Origin of the sequence: Halomonas litopenaei, assembly GCF_003045775.1 — a bacterium.
In the GTDB taxonomy this organism is placed as follows: domain Bacteria; phylum Pseudomonadota; class Gammaproteobacteria; order Pseudomonadales; family Halomonadaceae; genus Halomonas; species Halomonas litopenaei.
In genome coordinates this window covers 594,034-619,314 of record NZ_PXNS01000001.1, presented here as the reverse complement: position 1 = coordinate 619,314, position 25,281 = coordinate 594,034, and the positions used below count along the sequence as shown (strand labels likewise).

The following is a 25,281-nucleotide window of genomic DNA, read 5'->3' as shown; positions in this document are numbered from 1 at the left end:
TGTCGCCATAGTGTAACGGCTGAGGCCTGCCCCGCCCAGCGCAATGGCCCAGGTCATCCGCGATTTCAGCTGAGTTGGCACGCCCTGTGCTTGATACTTTCTTTCTAGCCGTCAATGAAATGGCGAGCGCTCACGGGGCAAGGCGCCCCCACGCCTGCGGAGGACACCATGGCAAGCCACCTCTCCCCCCTGGAACCCGACGACTTTCGCCAGCGTGCCGCAGAGCTGCTCGCGCCTCTCTATGGTGCACGCAGCGAAGAGGTCCTGCGCCGTCTGCTGCGCCTGATCGAAGCGCAGGGGGCCGGGTTGAGGCACCGTCATGGTGCACGCCAGACGCTGTGGAGCGAGCAGGACCAGTGGCTGATCGTCTATGGCGACTCGCTGCTGGATGCCGACAAGCCCCCCCTGGCGGTACTCGATGAGTTCCTGAGCAAGCGCCTGAAGACCGTCTTCAGCGGTGTCCATGTGCTGCCCTTCTTCCCCTGGAGCAGCGACGACGGCTTCTCGGTGATCCACTATCGCGAGGTCGACCCGAAACTGGGCGACTGGCGCGATATCCGGCGCCTGGCCAGCCACCATGATCTGATGGTGGACCTGGTGCTCAACCATGTCTCGCGGGAATCGCTGTGGTTCGCCGACTATCTCGGCGGCAACCTGCCCGGGCGCGACTACTTCATCGAGATGGACCCCGATACCGATCTCAGCGAGGTGGTGCGTCCGCGCAGCTCACCGCTGCTGGTCCCCGTCAGCACCCGCCGTGGCGTTCGCCACCTGTGGGCGACCTTCTCCGAGGACCAGATCGACCTCAACTTCGCCAACCCCGACGTCTTGATCGAATTCGTCGGCATCCTGCTGTTCTACCTGCAGCAGGGCGCCCGCATCGTCCGGCTGGACGCCGTCGCCTTCCTGTGGAAACGCCCCGGCACCCGCTGTATCCACCTTCCCGAGACCCACGCGGTGGTGCGGCTGTTGCGGGCGGTGGTCGACCACGTCGCCCCCGGCACCCTGATCATCACCGAGACCAATGTGCCCCACGCCGAGAACATCAGCTACTTCGGCCTTGAGCGACAGGACACGCCGCCCGACGAGGCCCATCTGGTCTACCAGTTTCCGCTGCCACCTCTGTTGCTGCACACCTTGACCAGTGGCGAGGCCGGCACCCTGGCGCGCTGGCTCGACAGCCTGCCCGAGCTCCCCGCCGGCTGCAGCTATCTGAACTTCACCGCCAGCCACGATGGCATTGGCGTGCGCCCGCTGGAAGGCTGGCTGGAAGGCCACGAGATCGACGCCCTGGTCTCCTTGATGCAGCGCTTCGGTGGCTTCGTCAGCATGCGCCGGCAGGCCGACGGCAGCGACAGCCCCTACGAGCTCAATATCACCTGGTTCGACGCCATGAGCGGCACCCGGCGCGGCCCCGACCCGTGGCAGGTCGAGCGCTTCCTGTTGAGCCAGCACCTGATGCTGGTGCTGAAGGGTATCCCCGGCGTCTACCTGCACTGCCTGACCGCCACCCAGAACGACCACGACGGGGTCGAACGCAGCGGGCGCCTGCGTTCGATCAATCGCAAGCGCTGGGACCGCCAGGAGCTGGAACCTCTGCTGGACAGCCGTCACACGCCGACCCGCGAGGTGTTCTTCGCCCTCACCCGACGCCTCGAGATCCGTCGCAGGGAACCCTGCTTCCACCCCGATGCGGCCCAGACGGTCATCCCCACACCACCGGAGCTGCTGGCGATCCAGCGCGGCCCCCTGGACGATGGCCGTCGACTGTTGGCCATTCACAACGTCACCGATCGGCCTCAGCCACTGGTACTGGACGGCCTCGACCAGTCCGGCTGGCAGGACCTGCTGGAAGGAGGCGCCTGGCGGCCCGTCGACACCCTGGCCCCCTATCGTTCACTGTGGCTGGTGCGCACCGACAGATAAGCCACCGCGCGCTCGGTGTATCACACAACAGCGCGGCCCTGGCGCTTTCACTGCCCGGCGACGTCAGCGGTCGAACCGATGGCGTTTGCTGCTGTCCTAGTGCGAGTGATTCTCGCTTGTCGCGGGATTCGTCCTACAAGATGCCGGAGAGTAACGACATGCCCCGCCGCCCCCGACTGCCCCGCCTCCCCGACCTGCCCCGCCATCAGCGTTCCTTCATGACCCTGGCGGCGGTGGCCTTCGGCCTGATGCCACTGTCCAGCGTCGAGGCAGAGGACCACCCCGCCCCCATCGAAGCGCTGGAAGAGGAAGGTCTTGAGGTGCACGGTGAATTCGACGCGCCGGGTGGACTCAGCGGCTTCGCCGCCAGCCATCGCGGACAGCCGATGACCATCTTCGTCACCGAGGATGGCGAGCACGCCATCGTCGGCAATCTGATCGATGCCGACGCCAACAATCTGTCGGAGGCGCCGCTGGAGCGCCTGGTACGCGGCCCCCAGGACGAGACCACCTGGCAGAGCCTTGAGGACAGCGCCTGGATCGCCGACGGCGATCCCGACGCCGAGCGCATCGTCTATGTGTTCACCGATCCCAACTGCCCCTACTGCACCCGCCTGTGGCAGCAGAGCCGGCCCTTCGTCGAAAGCGGCCAGGTCCAGCTACGCCACGTGATGGTCGGTATCCTCGACCCCGAAAGTCCGCGCCAGGCGGTCACGATGCTGGCCGCCGATGACCCTCAGGCCGCCCTCCGCGCCCATGAGAGCGGCGATCCGATTGAGCCCATGCGCCAACTGCCCAGAGACCTGGAGCAGCGCCTGCAGAGCAACCACGAACTGTTTCGCAGCTTCGGCATGGTGGCGACCCCGGGCATCGTCTATCGCAACGATGGCAAGCTCGAGATGAGCCAAGGCCTGCCGAGCGAAGAACTGTTCCATACCATCATGGGGCCGGAGCCCAACTGACAGGGTTTATCAAGGCGCTGGCACCAGGGCCTGGTGCCAGCACGCTGCAGGCCCTTAGACGTCCCCCGCGTTATCTGCCTCCACCGCGCTATATAGCTGTTCGGGCAGGTCCGGCAAGGCCGCCCGCACACGGTTCCAGCTGGGGATAAAGGGCTTCTCCCTGGGGTTGTCGAGAAAGGCGTTACCGGCCTCGATCAGATTGGCGGCAAACAACTCCACCGCCTGCTCCTCGGCGTGACGGTCCAGGCTCAACCCGTTCATGGTGGCGTCGTGGTCGTAGGCCTCGATCAGATCGAGGGCCAGGCGATAGTAGGTGGCCTTGAGGGTACGAAAGCCTTCCGACGAGAACCCCACACCCTGGGTGGCCAGCTTGCGATAGAGCGCCTTGGCGATATCCAGGCTCATGCGGTTGAGCCCGGTGGCCGCGTCATCGGCGGACACCGGTTGATGCTTGTGGTCGTAGACGTCGGCGATATCCACCTGACACAGCCGATTGGTGGAGTGGTCGCGGTGGACCTCGGACAGCACCCCGATCTCCAGCCCCCAGTCGGCGGGGATACGGATGTTGTCCAGCACCTCGGTACGCATCGAGAACTCCCCCGACAGCGGGTAGCGATAGCTGTCCAGGTAGTCCAGGTAAGGCAAGGGCCCGTGCATGATCTTTAGCGCCCGCAGCAGCGGGGTCACCATCAGCCGGGAGACCCGGCCGTTGAGCTTGCCCTCGGCGATACGCGGGTAGTAGCCCTTGCAGAAGGCGTAGTTGAAGCGTGGGTGGGCCACCGGATACATCAGCCGTGCCAGCAGGCCGCGGTCGTAGGTCAGGATATCGCAGTCATGCAGCCCCACCGCGGCGGTGCGCCCGGATGCCTGCACATAGCCCGCACAGAACCACACATTGCGGCCCTTGCCCGGCTGCTGTGGCGCCAGGCCTTCCTCGGCCAGCTGCGCGTCCAGCGCGCTCAGGCGCGGGCCGTCATTCCACAGGATGCGATGGTGCTGGGGCAGGCGCGAAAAGAACTCGCGTGCCCGCAGAAACTGGTCCCGGTCGGCACGATCGAGGCCGATCACGATCTCCGACAGATAGCTCGCCTGGGCCAGGGACTCGACGATGGCGTCCAGCGCCGGTCCTTCCAGCTCCGAGTACAATGACGGCAGGATCAGCCCGAGCGGGCGCTGGCGGCCGAAGCGCTCCAGATCCGCCTCCAGGTCTTCGACCTTGCGCCGGGTCAGGTTGTGAAAGTCGGTGATGATGCCGTTCTGGTGGAAATCGCTCATGCCTCACCCTCCTCGCCCAGCTTGTGATGATCCTTGTCGTCGGCGCCGCCGGCATCGGTGCTGCCGGCCTCAGCGCTGCTGGCAGGCTCCGCCGCGTCCTGCTCTCCCCAGAAGTGCGCAACCCCCTCGGCCCAGCCCCTGGGGCCCAGCGCCTCGCTGCGATACAAGCGCGGCTGGCACGGGGACACGTCGAGGCCATGGCGGGCACGAATCACCACCGCCGCATCGGTGGCCTCGAGCATGGCGACATCGTTGGGGCCATCGCCCAGCGACAGGGTCTCGGGGCGTCGGCCCTTGAGCGCCTCGAAGCGGGCGCACAGCCATTGCACCGCCTGGCCCTTGTCGGTGTCGCCGAGCACGTGCCAGAAGCGCCCGCCCCTCGTCATGCGCAGGCCGTCACTGGCCAGGCCCTCGCGAAAGCGCTGCAGCAGCGCTTCGTCGTCTTCCCACAACAGCGGCTCGCTGCCCTCGCGCAGGCGTCCCAGGCGAGCCTCCTGTTCATCCAGACCGGTGAAGGCCACCACGTCCTCCAGCGCCATCTCGCTCATGGTCAGAAAGCGCGCGGACAGCCGCTCACGCCAGATCGCCACCCGCCGGCGAATCAGCCCGATATCCACCCCGAGGGTGCGGATCACCAGGCCATCCGGGCCCGGCTGTCCCTCACGTCGGGCGTGACACCAGCTGGGGGGCAGCGCAATCACCGCGCCGTTCTCGGCGATAAAGGGGCGATCGGCGAGGCCGAGCTGCTGGCGCAGCCCGAGCAGTTCACTGCGGGTCTTGCTGGTCACCGGGATCGCCGCAACGCCGGCCTCACGCAGGGCATCGAGCCAGGGCTCGGCGGGCTTCCAGCCGTAGTCATGGTGGTCGAGCAGCGAGCCATCCAGGTCGGTGAACAGCAGCCTGGGCCCGTCGAAGGCACCGATTCGGGGAGTCGTGCTGGCGTGCATGGTGGGACCTTCGCATCAAAAGGGTTCACCGAGATACAAAGCAAGGGCTGCGCCATCGCTGAGAAGAGCAACGGGAAAACAAGCAGATGAAGGGAATGTAGACGTCAGCGCAACGAGGCCCCGTCAGGTCCGGGGCGGACGCGGCCGTGCCCGGTGCAGGATAAGGCACCACAATGGTGCATCGACAGCCGACGCCCCGCTGCAAGCACACAGCCCCAGAACGACGACACCCCCGAGAGCGGAGCTCTCGGGGGTGTCTTTGGTGGCCTGAGCGGCGGGTCACCCCGCCGGGCACTCAGCCGTAGACCGGCAGACGGGTGCAGACTTCTTCCACCTTGGCCTTGACCTCGGCCTCGATGGCCTCGGTGGACTCGCCCTTGGCCATGACGTCGAGGATGTCGCAGATCCAGCCAGCCAGATCACCGCACTCGCTCTCGCCGAAACCACGGGTGGTGACCGCCGGGGTGCCGATACGCAGGCCAGAGGTCACGAAGGGGCTCTGCGGATCACCGGGCACGGCGTTCTTGTTGACGGTGATGTGGGCACGACCCAGGGCCGCGTCCGCGTCCTTGCCGGTCAGGCCCTGCTTGATCAGCGACAGCAGGAAGAGGTGATCCTCGGTGCCGCCGGAGACCACGTCGTAGCCACGCTCGATAAATACCTTGGCCATGGTCTGGGCGTTCTTGACCACCTGCTGCTGGTAGGTCTTGAACTCGGGCGCCATGGCCTCCTTGAAGCAGATCGCCTTGGCCGCGATGACGTGCTCGAGCGGGCCGCCCTGGCCACCGGGGAAGACCGCAGACTGCAGCTTCTTCTCGATGTCGGCGTCGTTCTCGGCGGACAGGATCAGGCCACCACGGGGACCGCGCAGGGTCTTATGGGTGGTGGTGGTGACCACATGGGCGTGGGGCAGCGGATTCGGGTAGACACCGGCGGCAACCAGGCCGGCCACGTGGGCCATGTCCACCAGCAAGCAGGCACCCACCTCGTCGGCGATCTCGCGGAAGCGTGCCCAGTCGATGATCTGCGAGTAGGCGGAGAAACCGGCGATGATCATCTTCGGCTGGTGCTCGCGGGCCAGGCGGGCCACCTCGTCGTAGTCGATGCGGCCGGACTCGTCGATGCCGTACTGCACGGCATTGTAGTGCTTGCCGGAGAAGTTCGGGCGGGCGCCGTGGGTCAGGTGACCGCCGGCGTCGAGGCTCATGCCCAGCACGGTGTCACCGGGCTTGACCAGGGCCTGGAAGACCGCGCCGTTGGCCTGGGAGCCTGAGTGCGGCTGGACGTTGGCGTAGCTCGCGCCAAACAGCTCCTTGGCATAGTCGATGGCCAACTGCTCGACCACGTCGACGTACTCGCAGCCACCGTAGTAACGCTTGCCGGGATAGCCTTCCGCGTACTTGTTGGTCAGCTGGCTACCCTGGGCTTCCATCACCCGGGGGCTGGCGTAGTTTTCGGAGGCAATCAGCTCGATGTGAGCCTCCTGACGGGCGACTTCCTTCTGCATCGCATCGAACAGGGCATCATCGAAACCGGCAATCTGCATATCACGGCTGAACATCGGCGGCATAACCTCGCAGCGGGGGATTCAAGGGGCAATCGCGAAAAGCGGGCCGCCATCATAGCGCAGCCCATGACCGCTTTCACATGAAAGACCGTCATGGGCTGCTGCATGATTTCTCATCTTGGCTTCAGTCAGACTGAAGCGTGGCCCACCGGGCGCTCTTTTCCAGGCTCAGCCCGAAACGCCGGCGGGCGCCACGACCCTTCGGCCAAGCCCTAGTCCATCGTGACTTCCATGGACAACGCCTGGGGCAGCCCCAGCGGGTCCTGGGCCAGCTTCTGGAGCTGTCGGCTGGGTGGCAGGCTGAGGTCGATTGACATCTCGCTGGCCTCGCCGGCCATCATCTGCACCAGCCCCGTGAGCACCGCGCCGATCTGCGGTCCCATCATGATGCCGAAGCCTTCGGACTGGGTCCTGAGCTGTTCGAGCAGGGCGTCTTCGGACACCCCCTGGGTCGCTGCCACCACCGGTGCGATACGCCCGAACACGCCCAGATCGCTGAGACTGAGCGAGACGTCGCCGCCCTGGGTGTCCAGCTCGGTCCAGTCCTCGAGGCCGGCAAAGTAGGCCGCAGGGTCCTGGCCCTTGGGCAGGTTTACCGGCAGGTCACTGTCGAAGCCGAGGCGGAAGGCATCGGCTGCGGTCATCTCGAAACGGCTGGCCACCTGGCCATTGGCACCGCTGGCCTCCCAGGTACCGTCCATGTCGGCGTCCAGGGTGAGCTGTCCGGAGCCATCGGTCAGCACGTTGCTGACCAGACGTAGCTGGGTGCGCTCGTCCACCGGCGCCAGCTCGATCATCCTGGCCAGATCCACCGTCAGGTTGTCCATGCGCCCGCTGTACTCGCCGTCGTTCATGTCGCCGTCGGCCACCAGATGCTCAAGGCTTGCCACCAGGCGATCGGTGGCGATCTCCAGGTCCTCGAGCTCGAGGGCGTCCACCGTGGGCGCGTCGCTCGCAAGCCCCTTGAGGCCGGTCAGACTGAGTGACGGCAGCGAGAAGGTTCCGGCCCCGAGCTCCTCGAAGTTGTCGCTGGAGCCGCTCATCCCGGTCAGCGTCAGGCTGCCGATGGCATCGGCGCTGACGTCGCTGGCGCCCAGGCTCTGGATCTCGATGCGTCCGGGATAGTCGCCCCAGGGAAGGTCAGCCCCCACCTTGCCCTGGCGCTGATCCATCACCAGTCCTTCCAGGCTAATCCCGGCCAGCGGGTTGTCTTCATCCCAGGGCAGATCACGCAGATCGAGCACCGGCTGGCCGGGCTCCTCGAACACCAGCCGCTCAAGCAGCATGCTGGCGCCCCGGTCGACCAGCTCGATGTCCTCGAGCACCACTTCTTCCGGCGCGTCGTAGTCGCCCTCGACCAGGTAGCGCGCGATGGTCAGGCGTTCGCCGCTGTCGCCGGTCAGGGTCAGGTTCTCGGCACTGGTGGTGCTGCCGAGCAGCTCATCGGATACCTCGCCGATCTCGAGGGTACCTTCACGCTCCAGGGCCGCACGCAGGTCAGCCTCGAGACGTTCGGCGTCGGCCTGGGCGACGCTCGCCCCCAGAGAAAGCAGCGCCACGAAAGGGACGGCGTGGCGGGAAGACAGACGGCACTTCATGAACTTTCACCTCCGGTGTGAAAATAGAACCTGGCAAACGCCAACGATCTTTGCCGATACGGCAGTTGTGTCAGCCTTCACTGTAGCGCCTGAACGAACCCGTCGACAGGCCTTCAGCAGTGTTGACAGGACATCGGTCACTCAATCCAGCGGCAGGCGCGCCGACAACCGCCGACTCACCTCCTCGATCACCGCCAGGCGCGCCCGACGCTTGTCGTTGGCGTCGATCAGCACCCACTCGCCGCCAGGGGCATGAGTTTCCGCGAACATCTCGTCGATGGCCTGCTGGTAGTCGTCCCAGCGCTCGCGGTTGCGCCAATCCTCGTCGGTGAGCTTGTGCCGCTTGTGAGGAGTCTCGGCCCGGGCTTCGAAACGCTCGAGCTGCTCGTCCTTGTCGATGGCCAGGAACAGCTTGACCAGCACGGTGCCGTGCTCGAGCAGGCGCGCCTCGAACTGGCGAATCTCTTCAAAGCCGCGTCGCCAGTCCCGCTCATCGGCGAGGCCTTCGACCCGTTCCACCAGCACCCGGCCATACCAGGAGCGGTCGAAGATCGCCACCCGGCCATCGCGGGGCAGACGATGCCAGAAGCGCCACTGCCACGGGTGCAGGCGCTCCTCCTCGGTGGGCGCAGCGATCTGATGCACACGGTACTGACGTGCATCCATCGCCGAGGTCAGGCGATGGATGCCGCCGCCCTTGCCGGCAGCGTCATGGCCCTCGAACACCACCACCAGTGGCACTCCCTGGCGCGCGGCACTGCGCGCCAGCTGGGCCAGCCTGGCCTGGGCGTCGGCCAGGCGCTCGCTGTAGTCGCGCTTCTTGAGTCGGGGGGGCGGGTCGTCATGCTCGAGGGCGTCGAGCCGAGGGGGAGCGATGGCATTCAGTGGGGGAGTCTCGGGGCGCTCGAGGGCCGGGACAGGGCTTGCCATGACCTTCTCGAGGACTTCGGCCACCTGGGGCAGCAGGTCGTTGCCGGGGCTCGCGTCGAGCTCGATCCAGGGACTGTGGCGACAGTGGGTGCGCGCACGCAGGTCGCGGGCAAGCTCATCGAGCAGGCCATGCTGGGCGTGGCGGCGCCACTTTTCGTCGGTGACCTGCCAGCGACTGGCCGGGTCGGCGGCCCAGGCCTCGAGTCGTTGTCGCTGGGTGTCTGCATCGATCTGCAGCCACAGCTTGACCAGGCGAACTCCGTCAGCGGCAAGCTCCGCCTCGAACTGACGCATCTGTTCGATGCGGTCATTGTAGGCGCCCTCACCCAAGGCGCGGGAGGCCCGCGCCAGCACCGCATCGCCGACCCAGCCATGGACGAACACCCCGAGCCGGCCACGCCCTGGAAGACGCCGCCAGAATCGCCACCAGTAAGGTCGTCGGCGCTCCTCGTCGCCGGGCACCAGGGCGTGCACCTCGGTCAACCGGTTCTCCAGCCAGTGGTTGAGCAGGTTGATCAGCTCGCCCTTGCCGGTGGCGGCGTGGCCGGCCACCAGCACTACCACTGCCCGATCCGCTCGCTGGGCCAATTCCAGCTGGGCCGACAGCAGGCGAAACCGCTGACACTCCTCGGCGGACATGGTCTTGCCGGAGGCGCTCTTGCGAGAGGCGTTGCTGGTTGAGCCCCGCTTCTTTCCCTTTGCCACCTTGGTCCTGGTCATCGTCGCTCCTTCATGACGCACTTCCCTGTTCATAAGGCGCTTCGCTTTGCATAAGGCGCATCGCTTTGCATGAGGCGCATCGCTTTGCATGAGGCGCTTCGCGTTTCGTGAGGCGATTCACCCTTTCATGCCATGATTCGCCTTTCAGGCCTCGCCCAGCAGCCCCAGGCTCGCCGCCGGCGCCTGGCGCCGAATGCCCCGGGACAACAGATGCCCTACCAAGCCCAGTACCACAGCGCCGAGCGTCGGGACCAGCAGCCAGACCCAGGGATGCACCCGCGGCGGCAGATCCAGCCACAGCAGATATAACGCGGCCGTGGCGACCTCCGCCAGCAGCGCCGCCATCAGGCCGCTGGCCAGTCCCAGAACGGCAAATTCAGCCCACTGCACCCGCGCGAGCAGACGGGAACCTGCGCCAAAGACGCGCAACAAGCCGCTTTCGTGGGCACGTACCGGCTGACTGGCGATCAACGCGGCGTAGAGCACACTGACCCCGGCCAGCAGCACGAAGGCCAGCACCACTTCCACCGCCCGGGTCACGTGCCCCAGCACCTCACGGACCTGCCCCAGCAGGGCATCCACGTCGAGCAGCGTCACCCCCGGGAAGGCCTGGACCAGGCTCCCCAGTTCGCGCTTCTGCTGCTGCTCCAGATAGAAGGCGGTGATGTAGCTATGGCCGTAGCGTTCCAGCACACCAGGCGGGAAGATCACGTAAAAGTTGGGCTTGAAGCTGTCCCAATCGAGGTCGCGGAGACTGGTGATCTCACCGACCAGGGTGTCGGCGCCGATGGTGAAACTTAAACGATCCCCCAGCGCCAGCCCCAGACGTTCTGCCAGTTCTCGTTCCATGGAGATCGGCGCCGTCTCGGCGACGTCATCGCCTGCGGGCGCCGAGGACGGCTGGGCGTCCACCTCGTCGAGCCAGCCGCCGGCCTCGGCGCGCGAGGCAAACCATTCGCCGGCCACCAGACGATTACCGCTCGGCAGGTCCTCCCGCCAGGTCAGGTTGAGCTCCCGGCGCAGGGCGTTTTCTCCCCTCGCCTCGGGGGGCACGGCCTGCCTCGGCGGCTGGCCGTTGATCGCGGTGATACGCCCGCGGACCATGGGGTAGAGATCACTGCTGGCCTCGGCGATGGCCTCGAGCCGCTGCTCGAAGTCGTCGCGCTCGCCGGGCTGGATATTGATCGCGAAGTGATTGGGTGTGTCCTCGGGTAACTGCGCCTGCCAGGTGGTCAACAGATCGCCCCGCACCAGGGCGATCATGGTCATGGCGAAGAAGGTCACCGCGAACGCCAGCATCTGCCCCAGGCTGGCGTTGCGACGGCGCGCCAACTGCCGAGCGCCCAGACGCAACGACCCGCGCAGACCAGCGGGATCACCACCGTCGAGCCGCGCGGCCAGACGCAACAGTCCATCGAGGATCAAGCCCGCCAGGCCCCACAGTACGCCCAACGCCACCATGCCGCCGGCCAAGAGTCCCGCCGCCAGCCCCAGGCTGCCGGAGTACAGCCAAAGCAGAGCACCGAAGGCCAGCGCCGCCGCCAGCAGCAGCGACCAACCGGAGGCAGGCAAGGGGTCCAGCTCCCGGCGCAGTACCTTGAGTGCGCTAACCCGCTTCAAGCGCAGCAGGGTCGGCCCGGCAAAGCCGGCCAGCACGGCCAGTGCCGTCAGCACGCCCAGCCACAACGGCAAGGCTCCGGGGGGCGGCAGCTCCAGCGGCAGAAAACGCTGCATCAAGGCCAGCAGCAACGCCTGCCCCGCCAGCCCCAGAAGCGCGCCGATCAGCGAGGCCACCAGCGCCAGACCGGCCAGCTGGAACGTAAAGATACGCGCCAGGTCCCGCTGGGACGCGCCGAAGCAGCGCAGTAGCGCGGCGGTATCCAGATGGCGATCGACGTAGCGCCGCGTCGCCATGGCCACCGCCACCCCGGCCAGCAGCACGGCAGCTAGACCGGCCAGGCTCAGGTAGGTCTCGGCTCGCTCCAGCGCCGAGCCCAGCCGAGGCCGGTCCTCGCGCACGTCACGTACCTCGACGCCGTCGGCGCGCAGGCGGGCGAGCCAGGGCGACAGCGTCTCCACCGCCTGGGGCGAGCCGGCGGCGAGGATCTCGAACTCGATGCGCGAACCGGGCTGGATCAGCCCGGTCGCCTCGACGTCGTCGACGTGCATCATCACCCGCGGGTTGAAGCTGCCGAAGCCGGCAGACTGGTCGGCCTCCCGCTCGATCCAGCCGGTCACCTGGAACTCGCCCCTGCCCAGCGTCAGACTATCGCCGAGTTCGATGTCCAGCAGCGTCTCGAGCCTCGGCGCCAGCCACACCTCGCCTGGCGCAGGGCCACTGGCGAGCTCCTCGACGCCGGCGCCCTGGTCGACCCGGGACACGCCGTAGAGTGGATAGTCTTCGTCCACCGCCTTGATGCTGACCGGCTGAAAGGCGCCATCGCGACTGGCCATGGAGACCAGATCGACCTGGTCGCTCAGGCGCATGCCGGCGCCTTCCAGACGCTCCCGGATCTCCAGAGCGAAGGGATTGGACTGCTCCAGCACCACATCGCCGCCCATCATCTGACTAGCCTGACGGGTCAGACCACGTTCCAGCCGGTCGAGAAAGAACCCCATCATGGTCGAGGCGGCCACCGCCAGGGTCAGCGCCACCAGCAAGGCGCGTACATCACCCGCACGAAGATCGCGCCGCAGAGAGCGCGCCGCCATCACCAGCTGACGTCCCAATTGGCCCTTCGCCGTGGAGCTTCGCTCACTCATGCCGAGGCCTCCCGCTGGGCGTCTGGCGCCTCGGCTGGAAGCTTGGATGTCACCTTGGTGAGCTGGCCGTCGGCCAGGCGCAGACACCGATCGCAGCGCCTCGCCAGAGCGTGGTCGTGGGTAACCAGCACCAGGGTGGTGCCCTCGGAACGGTTGAGCTCGAACAGGGTCTGAATGATGCGCTCCCCGGTGTCCGGGTCGAGATTGCCGGTCGGTTCATCGGCAAACACCAGCTCGGGGCCGGTGACAAAGGCCCGCGCCAGCGCCACCCGTTGCTGTTCGCCGCCGGACAGCTGCTTGGGCAGGTGATCCAGGCGTTCGCCCAACCCCACTCGACCGAGCCAGTCGGTGGCACGGGCCTCACGGTTGGCAAGGGTCGACAGCTCGGTCGGCAGCAGCACGTTTTCCAGCGCCGTCAGGGTCGGCAGCAACTGGAAGTTCTGAAACACGAAGCCCACTCGGGTGTTTCTCAGCGCCGCGCGACCGTCCTCGTCGAGCTCGGCAAGCGATGTACCGAACATCGCAAGCTCGCCGGCACTCGGCGTATCGAGACCGGCCAGCAGCGCCAGCAGGGTCGACTTGCCGGCACCGCTCTGGCCGAGGATGGCGACGCTCTCGCCGGACTGTACGTCGAGCTCAAGCTCGCGCAGGATGGTCAGTTCCCGCGTTCCGCTGGCGACCCGCTTGGACAGGCCTCGCGCGCGCAGCACGGTGGTCGGGACGGTATTCTCGGAAGGAGACAGCGACATGGTGATGGCATTCCCTGGGACTTGGACGTTTGGGGCGGCACGGCGGTTTTTTTCTGGAGCCTCGCGCTTCGGCGCTGCTGATGCCACGACGTCAGGAAGACGAGCGCAGGATCGCCGGGCAACGCCCGCCAGGCGGATGCTGAAGACGCTGATGATGGCCTGCGTCTTGACCGCCCTTGTGCCGGGGTCGGTCTGGGCCCAGTCTGACACAGCCCCGCCGACCTTGCTGGTGGTGGGCGACAGCTTGAGCGCCGCTTACGGCATCGAACGGGACGCCGGCTGGGTGGCGTTGCTGGCCGAGCGAGTGGCGCACCGCGCCGAGGTGGTCAATGCCAGCATCAGCGGCGAAACCACCGGCGGGGGCGCCACCCGTCTCCCTGAACTCCTCCGACAGCACGACCCGGACATCGTTCTGCTGGAGCTGGGCGGCAATGATGGACTCAGGGGCCTTCCGCCGAGCCAGATGTCGGCAAACCTCGAAGGCATGATCGAAAAGAGCCAGGCCGCCGGCGCCCAGGTGCTGCTGCTGGGTATCGATATTCCCCCGAATTACGGCGACGCCTACCGTCAGGCCTTCACCGGGGTCTTTCGAGAACTGGCCGACACCCATGAGGTGCCGCTGGTGCCCTTCCTGCTCGAAGGGGTGGCGCTGGACCCTGAGCTGATGCAGGACGACGGCATCCACCCCACCGCCGAGGCCCAGCCAAGGCTGCTCGACAACGTCTGGCCGAGCCTTGCGCCCCTGCTGGACGAGACCGAGACGCCGGGGACCGAGGCGGTGTCGACCCAGCCCTCCAGCCAGAAGGACAGCGAAGAACGCAGCGAGCAAGCGAGCGCCTCCTGATATCCCACCGCTTTGCTCCGCGCTGGAGTGCGCAGAAGCGCCTACCGCCAGGTCTTCATGAGGAGGATGGCTCGACGTGAGCCGGCGCCTTCTGCCACTGCTGTAGCCCAAGCCCCAGCAGGATCAGCACCAGTCCGATCAGGGTCGAGGGGAGTATCGGCTCGCCGACCACCAGGTAGAGCAGCATCAGCGACACCGGTGGCGACAGAAAGATCAGGTTGGAGACCTTGGCGGTGCGCGACACCCGCTGCATCGCCGCCTGCCATAGCACAAAAGCGACGCCCATCTCGAACAGTCCGACATAGATGCCCGCGCCCAGGGCGGCACTGCCGTGCCACTGAAAGCCTGGACCCAGCACCATCAGCAGCGTCAGCACCGGCACCCCGACGCTGAAGTTCTGCCACTGGGCGACCAGCGGCGGACGCCGGTCGCGGGCATTGAACAGCCAGTACAGCGCCCAGATCAGCGTCGACACCAGCGCCAGTGCGACGCCCAGAGGATCGGCGAAGGCCACGTCAAAAACCTGGCCACGGGTGGCGATGACCCAGACCCCGGCGTAGGCCACCAGGCCGGCCACCACGTCCATCGGCGTCAACCGCTGCTTGAGGATCGGCACCGCCAGCAGGGCCATGGCCAGCGCCCAGGTGTAGTTGAGCGCCATGGCCTCCTGTCCGGGCAACCGGTCATAGGCCGCAAACAGCACAAGGTAGTAGGCCACCGGGTTCATCAGCCCGGCCCACACAGCGGTGCGCCAGCCGCGACGAAGTGCCTGATGCAGCTGTCCGCGCCGCAGCATCAGCACGCTCATCAGCGCCCAGGACACCAGCGCCGCCAGCCACATCAGCTCCAGCGGGCTCATATGGGCAAGCGCCAGCTTGAAGGCGGTGGCCACCGTGGACCACAACGCCACGGCGCCAAGGCCGAAGGCCATGGCCTGTCGATCAGTTGTCATGACATTCCCTGGGGTAAAGATGAGGGTAAGGAGCCGCGAGCCATAGCCACGCGAAGGGGGAACGCGGTCAATCAGGATGACGCCATCGAGCCCGCGTTCAGACCGTCAACACAGGATGACCATCGGCAACATTCAACGGTCCAGATGGCCCAGATCGCGCTCGGGAGCGATGCCGTCGCGGACCCGTTGCTTGAGCGTCTTGACGTCGGGAAAGCCGCCATCTCGCTTGCGCTCCCATAGCGTCTCGTCATCCAGCCGGATCTCGAAATGGCCGCCGTGGGAAGGCACCAGCGTCACCTCCTCGAGATCCTCGCCGAAGGTCGAGAGCAGCTCCTGGGCATACCAGCCACTACGCAAGAGCCACTGACATTGCGTACAGTAGATAATCCGAATGCGTGCCACGTTCAGCCTCCCTGTTCCAGCACGTAGGTGGAAACACCGGCAACGCGCTGCAAGGCAGCACGTACACCGTATTCCCTCAAACCACGATCATAACAGTCAGGACAGCCTCCATGGCCAGTGGCGAAACCCAGACGCGACTTTACGAGTGGCTCACCGGCGACGAGGACAGTCGCCTGTGCAAGGACATCCCGGACAGCGCCTGCGATGAGCAGCCGCGCAACTTCTTCCTGCATCTGCTGGCGTCGCTAGGCAACAAGCTCGCCGACGAACTCTCCAGCGCCCGTCTGGTCCTGCCCTGGCTACTGGGCGCCATCGGCGCGCCGACCTGGATGGTCGGCCTGCTGGTGCCGATTCGCGAGGCCGGCGCCCTGCTGCCCCAACTGTTCGTGGCCGGTTTTATCCGCCTGAAACCCAGGCGCAAGGGCGTCTGGATGGTCGGTGGATTGCTCCAGGCGCTGGCCGCCGCGGCGCTGTCGGTTCTTGCCCTGATCGGTTCCGGCGGTGTTGGCGGCGGCCTGGTACTGCTGGCCCTGGTCGCCCTGTCGCTGGCCCGGGGGCTGTCGTCCATCGCCACCAAGGACGTGCTCGGCAAGACCATCTCCAAGCAACGTCGCGGGACCCTGATGGGCTGGAGCGGCAGTGTGGCGGGCGCCGTGACCCTGGCCGCCGGTGCGGTGCTGGTGCTGTTCGACGACCGTCCCGGCGAGCTCGCCCTGGCGGTGCTGCTTGGCGTGGCGGCGCTGGGATGGACCCTCAATGCGCTGTGCGCCGCCGCCATCGAAGAAGCGGAAGGCGCCACCGACGGCGGCGCCAACGCCTGGGATTCGGTCAAGACCGGCCTCGCCCTGATGCGCGACGACGCCGCCTTTCGTAACTTCAATCTGACCCGCGCCCTGTTGCTGTCCAGCGCCCTGGCGTTGCCCTATGTAGCGCTGATGGCCCAGGACAACGGCGGTACTGAACTTGGCGGACTGGGACTTCTGATCGTGGTATCCGGGGTCGCCGGCATGGTCGCCAGCCCCATCTGGGGCAAGCGTTCGGATGCCTCCAGCAAAACGGTGATGCGCGACGGTGCCATCGGTACCACCCTGTGCTGCCTGCTGGGGGCATCGCTGGCCTGGTTGCCCGAGTCGATGAGCGCAAGTGTCTGGCCCTACGCCTTGGTCTACGCGCTGCTGGTCATCGTCCACTCGGGCATTCGCCTCGGTCGCAAGACCTACATCGTCGACATGGCCGGCGCCGACAATCGTGCCCTCTATGTGGCCCTGTCCAACACCATCACTGGCGTGCTGATGCTGATCGTCGGCGCCGTGATCGGTGCTCTGGCGCAATGGCTCGGCGCCGGCCCGCTGTTGCTGGTGCTGGCCGCCACCGCCGCCCTGGCCGCCCTCAGCGCGTTGCGCCTGCCGGAGGTAGAGTGACGCAAGGGCAGCCTCAGCGTCCGCTCCACACTACCGCCACAGCAAAGACGACAGGAAGCGCTGAAGAAATCTCGCGAGCGATGACAGGTCGGTTGCCGCCGGAACGCAAGGTTTCGAGTTTACATGGGTTAAATGAGGAGCCTGAGTACCGCCGGCGGTCGAGATGTCGAGCGCAGCAATTTATGCAGCGTTTCCTTAGCGGACCATTGATTTAATCTCGCCCTCTGGCCATGCTTAGCATCAAATTTTGCCGATTAGAGCCATCATTACATCCCGAGGTTGCGCACAAACCGTCTTTGAGAGACTACCGGTTTGGTGCACATCCTGGCCCCTGAATCCCCGGCCCCTGATTACCAGGCAACAAGGGTGTAACGCCAAGCCCGCAACAGGACGTCCCATGACACGACCGAACATGATCGCCCCGGAACTGCTCGAACGCATCGTCAACGCCTCGGAAGACGGGATCGTGGTGGCCGAGAAGGAAGGCGACGAGCATATCCTGATCTACGTGAATCAGGGCTTCGAGCGCCTGACCGGCTACAGCGCGGACGAGATCCTCTACCGCGACTGCCGCTTCCTGCAGAACGACGATACCGACCAGCCGGCCCTCGACGTCGTGCGCAAGGCCTTGAAGGAGTTGCGCCCCTGCCGCGAAGTTCTGCGCAACTACAAGAAGGACGGCACCCTGTTCTACAACGAGCTGTCACTGACCCCGGTGTTGGACGAAAGTGACGAGCTGGTCTACTTTATCGGCGTCCAGAAGGACGTCAGCGAACGTGTGGCCAACCTGGCCGAGATCGATCGCCTGCGTGACGGCGCCGACAGCGCCTGAGCCAGTCCACGCCTCCCTCTTGCACTTTTCTCGATTCCCGCTTATATAGCCAACAGAGTCCTCGGATTCTGTTGGCGCTTCCCGCCGTCGGAAGCATGGTGTGACAAGACGCGCTTCGGCGCTCTGGCCATGGGAGATTTCACATGAGCCGTGATTCCCTTCTCGATGATGCCTACCTCGACCTCTCTGATCAGGAGGCGGTCAACGACGAGGACTATTCCCGCAGTCGTCCTTCCAACCGTGCTGACACCCTGCGCGCCCGCCGACGAGTGGAAGCCCTGCTCGAGGAACGTCGCCTGCGCCAGGCCATCGATGACGACTGGGGCTATGACGAGGAAGAGGAAGAAGAAGAGGAATAGCACCCAGCGCCACCTGTCTTTCCCGGGGCGGTCGGTGCATCGCCCCCGCCCTTCGCTCTCGCCTGGCGAATCCCCTCACCTTGTGTGAGGCGACCCTCGATCTCGCCACATGGCTGGCGTTTGTGCGCCTCCGGCTCTATCATCTGTGACCAGCTTTTTTTCCGCGAACCCCAGTGGAAACGCGGCATCGTCCACGTCTGGCTATGCTGTCGACGCCCAGGGCGTCCGTCAGCGCCGGTGGTGATCGTTTCCCCAACACTAGCGAGTTCCCATGGCGCAATACGTCTACACCATGAACCGGGTGGGCAAGGTCGTGCCCCCCAAGAAGCAGATCCTCAAGGACATCTCCCTGTCCTTCTTCCCCGGGGCCAAGATCGGCGTGCTCGGTCTCAACGGCGCCGGCAAGTCCACCCTTCTGCGGATCATGGCCGGCGTGGACACCGAGATCGAAGGCGAGGCACGGCCGATGCCGGGCCTCAACGTGGGCTACCTGCCCCAGGAGCCCGAGCTCGACGACACCAAGAACGTGCGCGAGACCGTCGAGGAGGCACTGGGCGAGATCAAGGAAGCCCAGGCCAAGCTGGACGCCGTCTATGCGGCCTACGCCGAACCGGACGCCGACTTCGACGCGCTGGCCGCCGAACAGGCCAAGCTCGAGAACCTGATCGAGGCCGCCGACGCCCATAACCTGGAGCGCAAGCTGGAAGTCGCCGCCGAGGCGCTGCGGCTACCGCCCTGGGAGGCCAATGTCGGCCACCTGTCCGGTGGCGAACGTCGCCGCGTGGCGCTGTGCCGCCTGCTGCTGTCCAACCCGGACATGCTGCTGCTGGACGAGCCGACCAACCACCTGGACGCCGAGTCCGTGGCCTGGCTCGAGCGCTTCCTCCACGACTATTCCGGTACCGTGGTGGCCATCACCCACGACCGCTACTTCCTCGACAACGTGGCCGGCTGGATCCTCGAGCTCGACCGCGGCCAGGGCATCCCCTTCGAAGGCAACTACTCCCAGTGGCTGGAAGCCAAGGAGAAGCGCCTGGAGCAGGAAGCCAAGGCCGAGGCCTCGCGTCAGAAGGCGATCAAGCACGAGCTCGAGTGGGTTCGCTCCAACGCCAAGGGCCGTCAGGCCAAGAGCAAGGCGCGCCTCAACCGCTTCGAGGAGATGCAGTCCGGCGACTTCCAGAAGCGCAACGAGACCAACGAGATCTACATTCCGCCGGGTCCGCGTCTGGGCGACAAGGTCATCGAATTCCACGGGGTGTCCAAGCGCTTCGACGACAAGCTGCTCTACGAGGACCTGAGCTTCACCATCCCCCAGGGTGCCATCGTCGGTATCGTCGGCGGCAACGGTGCCGGCAAGTCCACCCTGTTCAAGCTGATCCAGGGCAGCGAGAAGCCGGACGCCGGCGAAGTGGTGCTCGGCGAGACAGTGGACATCGCCTACGTCGAGCAGATGCGCGACGCCCTCGACGACAAGCAGACGGTGTGGGAAGCGGTGTCCGATGGACAGGACATCCTCAACATCAACGGCTACGAGGTCTCCTCACGGGCCTACGTCGGGCGTTTCAACTTCAAGGGCAATGACCAGCAGAAGTTCCTCAGGGACCTCTCCGGTGGTGAGCGCGGCCGCCTGCAGCTGGCCCAGACCCTGAAGCAGGGCGCCAACGTGCTGCTGCTCGACGAGCCGTCCAACGACCTGGATATCGAGACCCTGCGTGCGCTGGAAGAGGCTCTGCTGGCCTTCCCCGGCTGCGCCATGGTGATCTCCCACGATCGCTGGTTCCTGGACCGCATCGCGACCCATATCCTGGCCTTCGAAGGCGAGTCCCACGTCGAGTTCTTCGCCGGCAACTACACCGAGTACGAAGCCGACCACAAGAAGCGCGTCGGTGACGACACGCCGCATCGGATGAAGTACAAGCGTATCGACGCCTGATACGACAAGCACTGCGCACTGCAACGACGCCACCGGCCCACGCCGGTGGCGTCGTCGTTTGTGCAGTTCCAGTCTTTCCGCTGCCGCCAGCGTTTACCGGCGTACTTGCATGACAGCACGCTTGAAGCGATAAGAGCCACATGCGACGCATCTTGTCGTCGACATCGACCTATCCCATCCACCGCTACCTGACAGGGTCCCTGCCATGTCATCGCTGACCTTCCATCCGGTGCGGTTGATTCGCGCCTTTTATACCAGCATCGCCTACCTGCCGACCCTGGCAGCCCTGGTCTACGGTCTGCTCGGCCTGCTGGCGCTGGCCCCACCGATCAGCGACACCTCGCTGCCGGAGGTGATCCAGAAGCTCAGTCTCACCGCCCCGGGCAGCGCCCAGTCACTGCTGGCGGCGATGCTCGGCGGCATGATCTCGCTGATGGTGTTCAGCTTTTCCATGGTGATGTCGGTGCTGTCCCAGGCCGGCGGCAACTTTTCCCACAAGCTGGTATTCGGGCTGGTATCGGAGCGCGCCAATCAGTGGGTGCTCGGCCACTACCTGGGCACCATCCTGTTCATCCTGATTCTATTGATCGTGCCGGAGGTCGACGACGGCGAAGCCGCCTGGCGTTCGCTCGCCATCTATCTGGCCTGTGCCATGGTGCTGCACTGCCTGGCGCTGTTCGTCTATTTCATCCACAACGCCTCCCAGTCGATCCAGATCGACGCCGTGATCTCCGGGCTCCATGACACCACCCTGGCCAGCATGCAGCGTCTGCACGACAAGGAAACCGATGACCATTGGCGCTACCTGCCCTCGGCTGCACCGCCGAGCGCCCAGTGTCACGAGATCCATGCGCGCATGGCGGGCTATGTGCAGAACGCCAACCTCGAGCGACTGGCGGAGCTTGCCGAGCGCATCGGTGGCGTGCTGCATCTGCAGTTTCGCTTCGGCGACTACGTGGTGGAAGGTCTGCCCATCGCTATCCTGGAATGCGAGGACACGCCCAACGAGGAGTGGTGCGACGAGGTGCTCTCCACCCTCACCTATCTCGACGGTGAATCCATCGACGAGCACTTCGTCCACGGACTGACCCAGATGATGGAAGTGGCGATCAAGGCGCTGTCCCCGGGGATCAACGACCCCGGCACCGCCAGGCTGTGCCTGCACCGGATGACCGATCTGCTGTGCCGCTACCTCAAGTGGCAGCCGGCCAACACCATGGTCGACGGTGACGGCAAGCGCCGTGTGACCTGGCCGGTGGAACGCTACGACAGCCTGCTGCACCGCCTGTTCGTGCCGATCCTGTCCTACGGCGCCGAGGACCAGAGCACCCTGCTGGGTTTGCTCAAGTCGCTCAAGACCCAGTCACTGTTCGCCGGGGAACACCAGCTCCCCAGCATTCAGCGGATGGCTCAGCGGGTCGGCCAGGCGCTGGCGGACGGCGCCAGCGACCCGATGGATCAGGCCTTTATCGTGGAACGACTGGAAAGAGGCGCACACCGCCTCGACCTGACCCCCATGCGAGAACGCCTGGCGGCGCGCCTCGAGCAGATCGGTTGACGCCTGGACCGACGGGGCGCCCACGGCCAAGCCGGCAAGCCCCGCCAGGCGGGTCCATCAGTAGATCTTGGCCTCGCCCCTGGGGCGGGTCTTGAAGCGCCGGTGCATCCACAGATACTGCTCGGGATGGCGGCGAATCGCGGCCTCGATCACCGCGTTGATACGGGCAGCGTCGGCGACCTCGTCACCGCTGGGGAAGTTGTCCAGGGCGGGCAGGTATTCGAGGCTGTAGGTGCGATTGTCGGGATTGCGATGAAAGATCAGCGGCATCACCGGCGCGCCGGTCATCTTGGCGATCTTGGCCGTCAGCTTGATCGACGCCGCCTCGACCCCGAAGAAGGGCGCAAACACGCTGGCGTCACGACCGAAGTCCTGGTCCGGACTGTACCAGACGTGGTGACCGGCCTTGATCCGTCGCACCACGCCACGCAGGTCATGACGATCGATGGCGGTACCGAAGATGCCGTTGCGGGCACGGGTCATGAAACGCTCGAACACCGGATTGTCGTGGGGGCGATAGACCACGTCGGCGGGAAAGAACAGCGAGTGCAGGGCGCCGCCGAGATCCAGGGTGGAGAAGTGGATGCCGATGATCAGCGCGCCCTTGCCTTCGGCCTGGACCTTGGCCATATGCTCCTGGCCCTTGAAGGTGACCCGGTGGCGCAGATGTTCGGGATCCCGGCACCAGCCGGTGGCGGTCTCGAAGATGCCGATGCCGTTGGCCAGAAAGCTCTGCTTGACCAGGCGGGCCTGGGCCGCCGGGTCGAGCTCGGGAAAGCAAAGGCGAATATTGGTCTCGGTGATATGACGGCGACGCCCGGCGAAACGCCAGGCAGCCAGTCCGATCAATCGGCCCAGCGCCAGCTTGCAGCGCCACGGCAACCAGGCACTGGCGCGCATGGCGGTGATGGCAAGGTAGGTCGGCCAGTAGCGTGGCTGGGTCCAGTAACGTGGCGCGGTCGTTGTGTCCTTGGACATGCGATCCCTCGTCGGTCGATCAGGACGACCGACGAGCCAGGCCGTCAGTCGCTAACGGCGCCATTGTACCGCCTGGGCACCCGTGGCAGCACCCCGGTCAACAGGGTATAGCTGATGGTGTCGCAGAATCGGGCCACTTCATCCACCGACAGAACGCCACCGTGACGGCTGCGGCCCCACAGCACCACCTCGCTGCCGATGCCTGCCTCGGGTAGTTCGCTCAGGTCCACCGTCATCATGTCCATCGACACCTTGCCGGCCACATGGGTGCGCTTGCCGTCGACCAGCACCGGAGTGCCGTCCACCGCGTGGCGGTCATAGCCGTCGCCGTAGCCACAGGCCACCACCCCGATACGCGAGGGCCGAGAGGTGACGAAGCGCCCCCCGTAGCCCACCGGCTCCCCCGCGGAAAGCTCGCGCACGGCGATGATCTCGCTGCGCAGGCTCATCACCGGTGCAAGCTGCTGGCTTGCGCTGTTGGCGACCTCCAGTGGGTCGGCCCCGTAGAGCATCACTCCCGGACGGTTGATGGCACCGTGGGCCGAGGGCTGGGCAAGAATACTTGGCGAGTTGGCCAGGCAGGTGGGCGCGTCGAGACGCTCGGCCAGCGCCACAATGCACTCGCGCTGACGTTGAAAGTAGCCAGCATCGGTACTGTCGGCGGTGGCGAAGTGGCTCATCAGGTGAAGATCACAGACACACTCGGGGGCCGCCTCGAGTGCCCGCCAGGCCGCTTCGGCCCGCTCGGGCGGGAAGCCCAGCCGATGCATGCCGGAGTCCACCTTCAGCCACACCGGGATGGGCCGGGCCGGACGCCGTGCCAGGGCGGCCTCGAGCTGCCAGTCGCTGTGAATCGCCATGCCCAGGCCAAGCGCCTCCACCTGGGCCAGCTCATCGGCGCTGAAGATCCCCTCGAGCAGCACGATGGGCTCCTCGATGCCGGCCTCGCGCAGGGCGACCGCCTCCTCGATCGCTGCCACCGCAAACATCGGCGCCTCGCCGGACAAGGCCCTCGCGCAGGCGACGGCGCCATGGCCGTAGGCGTCCGCCTTGAGCACCGCGACGCTGAGGCTGCCAGGGGCCAGGCCCGCGGCAAGCCGGTAATTGTGGCGCAGGGCATCCAGGTCGATATCGGCGATCAGGGGGCGAGACATGGGGACTCCGAGGTCAGTGTGCAGAGGCTAGTGTTGTCACCATATTATGCTCAATAGAAAAGGGTATTTCATGGCATATAAGTCCATAAAACTCTTCCGAGACAGCTAGTTAAACCAATACTTAGATAGCAACCAGACAAAACCACTAAAAAAAGCGCCAGGCTTGGCCCGGCGCTTATGGATACGTCTCACGGGGTCAGTCTTGAAGGTCGAGCACATGCCTCTATCCAAGCGCTCCAGCATGCACTGACATCATCTACTAGCGGGTACCTCCACCGACAGTACCCTGGTCACGCCAGGCTGACGGGACTACTCGAAGATGGCGTCCAGCGACAGGCCCTGCTTGTCGAGCATCCGGCGCAGCTTCTTGAGCGCCTCGACCTGAATCTGGCGCACCCGCTCGCGGGTCAGGCCGATCTCCTCGCCGACCTGCTCCAGGGTGGCGGCCTCGTGGCCACGAAGGCCAAAGCGTCGCACCACCACCTCGCACTGTTTCTCGGTAAGCTCCGCCAGCCAGTGATTGACGTGGGCCTTGACGTCACCGTCGACCAACGTCGACTCGGGCCCCTGCTCGTTGTCGTCGGTGAGGGTCTCGATCAACGGCTTGTCGCTCTCGCCGCCCATGGGGTAGTCGACCGAGGACACCCGCTCGTTGAGCCCCATCATCTTCTTGACGGTCTCGACGGGCTTGTCCAGATGTTCGGCGATCTCTTCGGCGGTGGCCTCGTGATCGAGCTTCTGGGTCAGCTCGCGGGCGGCGCGCAGGTAGATGTTGAGTTCCTTGACCACGTGGATCGGCAGGCGAATCGTGCGGGTCTGATTCATCAGCGCCCGTTCGATGGTCTGGCGAATCCACCAGGTGGCGTAGGTCGAGAAGCGAAAGCCGCGCTCCGGATCGAACTTCTCCACCGCACGAATCAGGCCGAGGTTGCCCTCTTCGATCAGGTCCAGCAGGGTCAGGCCACGATTGAGGTAGCGGCGCGCGATCTTCACCACCAGGCGCAGGTTGGACTCGATCATCCGTGCCCGCCCCTGGGGGTCGCCCTTGCGCGCCAGACGGCCGAAATAGACCTCTTCCTCCGGCGTCAGCAATGGCGAGAAGCCGATCTCGTTCAAGTAGATCTGGGTGGCGTCGAGGCTCTGGCGCGCATAGCGATCCTCGCGACCCAGCGCCTTCTCGAACGCCTGAGTCTCGTCGTCGGCTTCCTCGACCTCTTCGGCCTCGTCCGTCACGTCCTCGACGGCGTCCTCGTCAGCCTCGTCTACCGTTTCGAGATTCACATCCTGAAGATCCCGTTCAAGCATGCTCATCGTATAGCTACCCCGTGGTTGCGACCCGGCGTTGTCGTCACCCACTACGATCAACGCCAAAGATTATTATTGTGTGACGCTCATCCTGGAGAAACTGCCG

20 protein-coding genes are annotated in these 25,281 nt (G+C 65.7%); 8 read left to right on the top strand and 12 right to left on the bottom strand.

Going from position 1 to position 25,281, the window contains the following annotated elements; genetic code table 11:
* Nucleotides 1-168: 168 nt before the first annotated feature.
* Together C6W88_RS02870 and dsbG are read left to right on the top strand one after the other, a co-directional pair.
* Entirely contained in the window at nt 169-1,926 is a 1,758-nt protein-coding gene (locus C6W88_RS02870; protein WP_108131392.1) for a sugar phosphorylase, read from the top strand.
* A 158-nt stretch (nt 1,927-2,084) separates the two neighbouring features.
* The gene (gene dsbG / locus C6W88_RS02865; RefSeq protein ID WP_231498462.1) at nt 2,085-2,888 is read left to right on the top strand and encodes a thiol:disulfide interchange protein DsbG; all 804 of its coding nucleotides are present in this window, start codon (nt 2,085-2,087) and stop codon (nt 2,886-2,888) included.
* 54 nt (nt 2,889-2,942) lie between these two features.
* On the opposite strand, the gene C6W88_RS02860 is transcribed toward dsbG, so the two are convergent.
* The 7 genes from C6W88_RS02860 to C6W88_RS02830 all read right to left on the bottom strand — a co-directional run bounded on the left by C6W88_RS02860 (nt 2,943) and on the right by C6W88_RS02830 (nt 13,437).
* Nucleotides 2,943-4,163, bottom strand: coding sequence for a glycosyltransferase family protein (locus tag C6W88_RS02860; protein WP_045991048.1), 1,221 nt, complete (start codon nt 4,161-4,163; stop codon nt 2,943-2,945).
* A complete protein-coding gene (locus tag C6W88_RS02855) occupies nt 4,160-5,110 on the bottom strand; it encodes an HAD-IIB family hydrolase (RefSeq protein WP_108131391.1) in 951 nt (316 codons plus the stop codon). The genes C6W88_RS02860 and C6W88_RS02855 overlap by 4 nt, the downstream gene beginning before the upstream one ends.
* A 295-nt stretch (nt 5,111-5,405) precedes the next feature.
* Complete coding sequence (gene glyA / locus C6W88_RS02850) at nt 5,406-6,671, bottom strand: serine hydroxymethyltransferase (protein ID WP_108131390.1); 1,266 nt, start codon at nt 6,669-6,671, stop codon at nt 5,406-5,408.
* Nucleotides 6,672-6,889: 218 nt separating this feature from the next.
* Nucleotides 6,890-8,275, bottom strand: coding sequence for a hypothetical protein (locus C6W88_RS02845; RefSeq protein WP_108131389.1), 1,386 nt, complete (start codon nt 8,273-8,275; stop codon nt 6,890-6,892).
* Between the two features lie 141 nt (nt 8,276-8,416).
* A complete protein-coding gene (locus C6W88_RS02840) occupies nt 8,417-9,925 on the bottom strand; it encodes a polyphosphate:AMP phosphotransferase (protein WP_181248569.1) in 1,509 nt (502 codons plus the stop codon).
* Between the two features lie 144 nt (nt 9,926-10,069).
* Nucleotides 10,070-12,688 carry an ABC transporter permease gene (locus tag C6W88_RS02835; protein ID WP_181248570.1) on the bottom strand — a complete coding sequence of 873 codons (2,619 nt, stop codon included), beginning with the start codon at nt 12,686-12,688 and terminating at the stop codon, nt 10,070-10,072.
* Nucleotides 12,685-13,437, bottom strand: a complete 753-nt coding sequence (locus C6W88_RS02830) for an ABC transporter ATP-binding protein (protein WP_108131387.1) — start codon at nt 13,435-13,437, stop codon at nt 12,685-12,687. Before C6W88_RS02830 ends, C6W88_RS02835 begins: the two co-directional genes overlap by 4 nt.
* A gap of 136 nt (nt 13,438-13,573) precedes the next feature.
* Here C6W88_RS02830 and C6W88_RS02825 point away from each other — a divergent pair, with 136 nt between their 5' ends.
* Nucleotides 13,574-14,281, top strand: coding sequence for an arylesterase (locus C6W88_RS02825; RefSeq protein WP_197037050.1), 708 nt, complete (start codon nt 13,574-13,576; stop codon nt 14,279-14,281).
* 55 nt (nt 14,282-14,336) lie between these two features.
* On the opposite strand, the gene C6W88_RS02820 is transcribed toward C6W88_RS02825, so the two are convergent.
* Together C6W88_RS02820 and C6W88_RS02815 are read right to left on the bottom strand one after the other, a co-directional pair.
* The gene (locus C6W88_RS02820; protein ID WP_045991044.1) at nt 14,337-15,233 is read right to left on the bottom strand and encodes a DMT family transporter; all 897 of its coding nucleotides are present in this window, start codon (nt 15,231-15,233) and stop codon (nt 14,337-14,339) included.
* Between the two features lie 132 nt (nt 15,234-15,365).
* A complete protein-coding gene (locus C6W88_RS02815; RefSeq protein ID WP_045991043.1) occupies nt 15,366-15,635 on the bottom strand; it encodes an Rdx family protein in 270 nt (89 codons plus the stop codon).
* 110 nt (nt 15,636-15,745) lie between these two features.
* On the opposite strand from C6W88_RS02815, the gene C6W88_RS02810 reads away from it, so the two are divergent.
* The 5 genes from C6W88_RS02810 (at nt 15,746) to C6W88_RS02790 (ending at nt 21,738) form a co-directional block, all read left to right on the top strand.
* Entirely contained in the window at nt 15,746-17,056 is a 1,311-nt protein-coding gene (locus C6W88_RS02810; RefSeq protein WP_045991042.1) for an MFS transporter, read from the top strand.
* A 397-nt stretch (nt 17,057-17,453) separates the two neighbouring features.
* Complete coding sequence (locus C6W88_RS02805; protein ID WP_108131386.1) at nt 17,454-17,888, top strand: PAS domain-containing protein; 435 nt, start codon at nt 17,454-17,456, stop codon at nt 17,886-17,888.
* A gap of 143 nt (nt 17,889-18,031) precedes the next feature.
* Nucleotides 18,032-18,247: a PA3496 family putative envelope integrity protein gene (locus C6W88_RS02800; RefSeq protein WP_108131385.1), complete on the top strand. Its 216-nt coding sequence runs from the start codon at nt 18,032-18,034 to the stop codon at nt 18,245-18,247.
* A 271-nt stretch (nt 18,248-18,518) separates the two neighbouring features.
* Nucleotides 18,519-20,180 (top strand): energy-dependent translational throttle protein EttA, encoded by a 1,662-nt coding sequence (gene ettA / locus C6W88_RS02795; protein ID WP_045991039.1) that lies wholly within the window; start codon nt 18,519-18,521, stop codon nt 20,178-20,180.
* Between the two features lie 205 nt (nt 20,181-20,385).
* Nucleotides 20,386-21,738, top strand: coding sequence for a DUF2254 domain-containing protein (locus tag C6W88_RS02790; RefSeq protein WP_045991038.1), 1,353 nt, complete (start codon nt 20,386-20,388; stop codon nt 21,736-21,738).
* 57 nt (nt 21,739-21,795) lie between these two features.
* Here C6W88_RS02790 and lpxL read toward each other — a convergent pair whose 3' ends face one another.
* The 3 genes from lpxL to rpoS all read right to left on the bottom strand — a co-directional run bounded on the left by lpxL (nt 21,796) and on the right by rpoS (nt 25,175).
* The gene (gene lpxL / locus C6W88_RS02785) at nt 21,796-22,716 is read right to left on the bottom strand and encodes an LpxL/LpxP family Kdo(2)-lipid IV(A) lauroyl/palmitoleoyl acyltransferase (RefSeq protein ID WP_108131384.1); all 921 of its coding nucleotides are present in this window, start codon (nt 22,714-22,716) and stop codon (nt 21,796-21,798) included.
* Between the two features lie 44 nt (nt 22,717-22,760).
* The gene (gene alr / locus C6W88_RS02780; protein WP_108131383.1) at nt 22,761-23,870 is read right to left on the bottom strand and encodes an alanine racemase; all 1,110 of its coding nucleotides are present in this window, start codon (nt 23,868-23,870) and stop codon (nt 22,761-22,763) included.
* 309 nt (nt 23,871-24,179) lie between these two features.
* Nucleotides 24,180-25,175 carry an RNA polymerase sigma factor RpoS gene (gene rpoS, locus C6W88_RS02775; RefSeq protein ID WP_108131627.1) on the bottom strand — a complete coding sequence of 332 codons (996 nt, stop codon included), beginning with the start codon at nt 25,173-25,175 and terminating at the stop codon, nt 24,180-24,182.
* Nucleotides 25,176-25,281 lie beyond the last annotated feature (106 nt).